This window comes from Dehalococcoidales bacterium (assembly GCA_030698765.1).
Taxonomy (GTDB): domain Bacteria; phylum Chloroflexota; class Dehalococcoidia; order Dehalococcoidales; family UBA2162; genus JAUYMF01.
In genome coordinates this window covers 1-4,716 of record JAUYMF010000022.1, presented here as the reverse complement: position 1 = coordinate 4,716, position 4,716 = coordinate 1, and the positions used below count along the sequence as shown (strand labels likewise).

The window sequence follows — 4,716 nt, the reverse complement described above, 5'->3', positions numbered from 1 at the left end:
CCTTCTTTAAGCTGCCCCACCACCGTCGAAGTCAGATGAAAAACGGTGGGGTACTTCTCCAGGATTGCCAACTCGGTGACCTTGACCGTGCCGAAACGGCAGACTTTCCCCAGGTCATTCCTTTCCAGGTCGACAATCATCATATTTTCCGCATGGTCCTTGATACTGCTGAGCAGCCCCTTTGCCTTAGCCAGGTCATCACGCGGTGTCTTGCCGCGGGAGGTGGTACCCTTGATAGGACGTGTCTCTACCCGGTCACCCCGGCAGCGGATGAATCTTTCCGGTGAGGCGCTTACAATGGTGACTTCGCCGAAGTCAAGGTAAGCGGCAAAGGGCGCCGGATTTACCTGCCGCAGGCGGAGGTAAAGCTCCCAGGGGATAACGGGCATTTCCGCTTCGAACCTTTGTGAGATATTCACCTCAAAAATATCGCCGTCAATGATATATTGCCGCGCCTTTTCCACCGCCTCAATGTAATCATCATGGGTAAAGTTGCTGGTGAGACCGGTACGTCCACCGGCGGAAGTGAATTTTGATCCCGGCTCTTCTCCGGCACGGGGAAGACTTGCCAGCCTTTTTTTGAATTCTTCAAGACGTTCCCCGGCCCGGCAAAGCCTCGGCTTTTCCTCAAGTTCGGGGAATCCTGTCGAAACTATAAATGTCTTCCCGAGGAGATTATCGAAAGCCAGCACCAGGTCATAAAAACCGAAGCAGCATTCCGGTAACCGGAGATCATCGACGGCTTTCCCGGGTAGTTTTTCAATGAAATGACATATATCGTAGCTGATATAGCCTACGGCGCCGCCGGAAAAGTGAACCGGCTGCGAACAAGTATCCAGGCGATAGGTCTCCAGATACCTGCCCAGGATATCAAGCGGGTTACCTTTTTCGATTGATGCAACACTGTCCCTGATGATGGTTATGTTTTCACCTCGGGACTTGAGCAGCAGAAACGGGCTCCCGCCCATGAAGGAATACCGCCCCAGCTTCTGCGGGTCCAGACCGCTGTCAAGAAAGAAACAAGCCGGTTCTTTCCTGAAAAGCTCGAAGACTGCCACTGCCGACAGTCCGTCACCCAATTCTTCTATCAGTGGTAAACGAGTCATGCTACGCTATGTATTGTACTATCTTACCAGCGAAATGGGAATTAAAAATCCAGGGTATGGTCCCTCAACTCCAGGGCGCCGGTTTCTCCAAAGCTCGTGGATATGATATTCTATATATCGATGCTATGCTGGATGGCTTAGGCGCTACACGAAGACGGTTTCAAGGAATCTTCTTTGGTTGGTGGATCGTTCTATCTTCCTGTGTTATTAATGCGTTGAACCGGGGCTTTCTGAATCAGGGCTTTACAGTTTATTTCCTGCCGCTTCAGGCGGAGTTTGGCTGGAGCCGCGCTCTGCTTTCCACAGGCTACTCTCTGGGACATGTCGAAAGCGGGATCCTGGATCCCTTTCAGGGGTGGATTTCAGACCGTTTTGGACCCCGTCGTGTGATATTGATCGGCGTCATCTTGCTTGGCGGTGGCTTTATCATGTTGAGTATGGTCCAGTCCATTGTGGCCTTTTTTGCCGCTTTTCTCTTGCTATCCATAGGGTCCGGCTTTTGCGGTAATCTTTCTTTCATGGTGGCTATATTCAACTGGTTTGTCCGTAAACGCAGCCTGACCTTGGGTATAGCTTTAGCAGGCGGAGCATTGGGCGGAGTGATTGTACCGGCGATAGCATGGAGCCTGACCACCCATGGATGGCGCGTTACCGCCCTAGCCTCCGGTTTTATTATCTGGATCATCGGTATCCCGCTGGCTCTACTGGTACGCCATAAGCCGGAGCAATACGGCTACCTTCCGGACGGTGACCGCCCGGCTCGCTCCGAAGAGCATCTGCAGGAACATCCTTCTGCCAGCCCGGTTCCACAGGATAAGTCTCAAGAGGATGACAGCTTCTCGGCGAGAGAGGCTCTCAAGTCCCGCGCTTTCTGGTTGATTGCAAGTGGACACGCCTTAGCTATTTTGACCGTATCCGCGGTTTCTCTCCATCTGGCGCCTCACCTTGTCCAGCAGCTAGGAATGTCCTTAGAGGCTGCCGGTAGCATTGTGGCGCTATTGTCGGTGTTCTCCGTTGTCGGCAGGGTAGTTGGCGGGTTTCTTGCCGACCGGATTCAAAAGAGGGTGCTACTTGTGATATGCATGCTGTCTCACAGCATTGGCCTCTTCATACTGACCTACGCCATCAGCATGGGGCAGGTTATCCTGTTTACCATATTCCATGGTATAGCGTGGGGCATTCGAGCCGTCACGCAGAACGCAATCCGTGCGGAGTACTTCGGGCGCAACTCCATAGGGCTTATACTGGGGATCTCAAATGTATTTTCGACCACGGCACAGGTCAGCGCTCCTATCTTTGCGGGCTGGCTCGCAGACATATACGGAGACTACCGGTTAGCGTTCACCATCCTGACCGTGCTTACTGCTTTTGGCTCTCTATTTTTTGGGTTTGCCGGCAAGCCGGTTCGAAAATCACAGGCCAGGATGTAGTCGCCAATCGAGGGCACTGCGAGTAAGGGTAATGCCGGAGAAAGCGGACATATGGAAGTAATCTCGCTTGGGGATTACTTCCATGCAGTGGACGGCTCAAAGAGAGCCTTTCCCTGCCACCGCACAAACACCGGGATGATTGCCCTTCCATGCGTATGAAACCTGTAAATAAAGTGGTAAAATATCCGGGTAAGAGCAATCATATTCGATAAAGGGCACCGCAGATGCCTGTGTGAGTCGTTCCTCTGGCAACTGAAAAGGGACGCTAAGGGGGGAAGAATAATGAACCGCTCTGATCTGAAGGAAGAACAGAAGGAAGCCTTATGGCAAAAAGCTCGGGCATCCGGGATGACCCGCCGCAAGTTTCTCATCTTGCTTGCCGGTAGCGGCGCGGCGGCTGTGCTGGCCGCCTGTACCCTGAAAGAAACACCGCCACTCCCCTCCACACCAACGGAGACATCCACTTCATCCAGGCCAGTTAACAAACCGCTGCCGGAACAGTTCTTCATCCCCATCGGCGCGACTAATGCGGAGATGCGTTTTGAGGTTATGGCGAACCGGCCTTATGCCATGCCTAATTCGTTCTTCTTCGTTCGTAACCACACTTCGGCGCCTTTGGTTGATGTCAAAACCTGGACATTAAATATTGAGGGCGATGGCGTGGCAACACCCTTAACACTGACCTACGATGACCTCTTGAAGCTGCCGTCAAAGACGGTGACGCGCTATCTTGAGTGTGCCGGCAACGGACGCAGCTTTTATGCCAGCCTGATGAATAATCCGGCACAGGGCGGCCAGTGGCATTTGGGCGCTTACGGAATTGCCGAATGGGTGGGCGTACCACTGAACGAGCTTTTGAGCCGTGCCGGAATCAAGGGCTCGGCCGTTGACGTTATGCCAATCGGCCTCGACAGCACACAGGTACGGAGACCAATGTCAGTGGACAAAGCGATGGCGGACGATACCATTCTCGCCTACATGATGAATGGTGATATTCTGCCAATAGACCACGGTTTTCCGGCGCGGGTGCTGACTCCCGGTTGGATCGGCGTCGCCAATGTTAAGTGGGTCAATAAACTCATTGTGTCCACGACGCCGCAATACTCGGATTGGAACACAAAAACCTACATCATGGTTGGGCCTGATTATCAACCCCAACCGCCGGCAGACGGACCGGCTCTCAGCACTCAAGTAATGAAGAGCGCGTTGTGCCTGCCTTTCCCGGCCACCTTGAAGGCTGGCTCCCAGAAGGTGACCGGCTATGCCTGGTCGCCTTTCGGGAAGATATCAGGGGTAGACGTTAGTCTTGATGGAGGCGTTACCTTCCAGCCAGCCGTGCTTACCGGTCCTAATATTGAGAGTGCCGGCAGCCGCTGGGAATTCTCCTTCACTGCGCAACCGGGAGATATGACTATCACACCGCGTGCTGTTGATAATCAGGGTAACGTGCAGTACCCTGTTTCACAGCAACAATGGAACCAACAGGGCTACATCTTCGGCGCGATGGTGCCACATCCGGTGACAGTTTCCCAGGAATGACGAAATGCTGAAATTTGGTTCCGTATGTTTACCGGTCATCCTTATTGTCAGCTTGTTTATCAGCGCTTGTGGTGGACAACCCCGGCAACCTTCTGCTCCCACCGCTGCACAGCTTGCAGAAACGGGGAAGACAGTTTATGCCACTCATTGTGCAGAATGCCATGGCGATAACGAAGACGGGATAACGGCACCGGCGATTACCGGCGTTAATGCCCGGCTGGCAAAGTACAACACGGGACAGGGGCTTATGGACTATGTAAATACAGCCATGCCACAGGATAACCCGGGAAGCCTTTCCCAGCAGGACTACTTGAATGTGGTGGGCTATTTACTGGTTGAAAACAACTTTATTTCACCCGGGACTCCTCTGGACGCGAACCGTCTGGGTAACATAACTTTGAAATAACAGGTATATAGTCATGTTATGTATAAATACTTTTCATTACCCACGCTCAAACGCTTACGCGTGGTCATACATGGTATCCCTGGAATCCGGCGTTTTGACCTTTCCCCCGTAAATAATGCCAACGCCTCTTAGAGTTCTCCGCTAGAATATAGCGAACGGGAGGACTCGAAATGAAACGGAAGAAGTACACCGAAGAGCAGATTATCCAGGTTCTCAAAGAGGGAGAGGCCGGGGC

At 52.7% G+C, this 4,716-nt stretch carries 4 protein-coding genes; 3 read left to right on the top strand and 1 reads right to left on the bottom strand.

The features are described 5' to 3' along the window. On the bottom strand, window positions 1–1,106 hold a 1,106-nt coding region (locus Q8Q07_00885), incomplete at its 3' end, for an anthranilate synthase component I family protein (GenBank protein ID MDP3878846.1). A gap of 56 nt (window positions 1,107–1,162) precedes the next feature. On the opposite strand from Q8Q07_00885, the gene Q8Q07_00880 reads away from it, so the two are divergent. The 3 genes from Q8Q07_00880 (at window position 1,163) to Q8Q07_00870 (ending at window position 4,481) form a co-directional block, all read left to right on the top strand. Continuing rightward, window positions 1,163–2,536 carry an MFS transporter gene (locus tag Q8Q07_00880; GenBank protein ID MDP3878845.1) on the top strand — a complete coding sequence of 458 codons (1,374 nt, stop codon included), beginning with the start codon at window positions 1,163–1,165 and terminating at the stop codon, window positions 2,534–2,536. Window positions 2,537–2,818: 282 nt separating this feature from the next. Further along, window positions 2,819–4,075 (top strand): sulfite oxidase, encoded by a 1,257-nt coding sequence (locus Q8Q07_00875; GenBank protein ID MDP3878844.1) that lies wholly within the window; start codon window positions 2,819–2,821, stop codon window positions 4,073–4,075. 4 nt (window positions 4,076–4,079) lie between these two features. Continuing rightward, window positions 4,080–4,481, top strand: a complete 402-nt coding sequence (locus Q8Q07_00870) for a c-type cytochrome (GenBank protein ID MDP3878843.1) — start codon at window positions 4,080–4,082, stop codon at window positions 4,479–4,481. Window positions 4,482–4,716: the final 235 nt, after the last annotated feature.

Bases quoted from the DNA above. Each gene is read 5' to 3' on its own strand.
- Q8Q07_00880 (MDP3878845.1), top strand. From the start codon at position 1,163: ATGGTCCCTCAACTCCAGGGCGCCGGTTTCTCCAAAGCTCGTGGATAT.
- Q8Q07_00875 (MDP3878844.1), top strand. From the start codon at position 2,819: ATGAACCGCTCTGATCTGAAGGAAGAACAGAAGGAAGCCTTATGGCAA.
- Q8Q07_00870 (MDP3878843.1), top strand. From the start codon at position 4,080: ATGCTGAAATTTGGTTCCGTATGTTTACCGGTCATCCTTATTGTCAGC.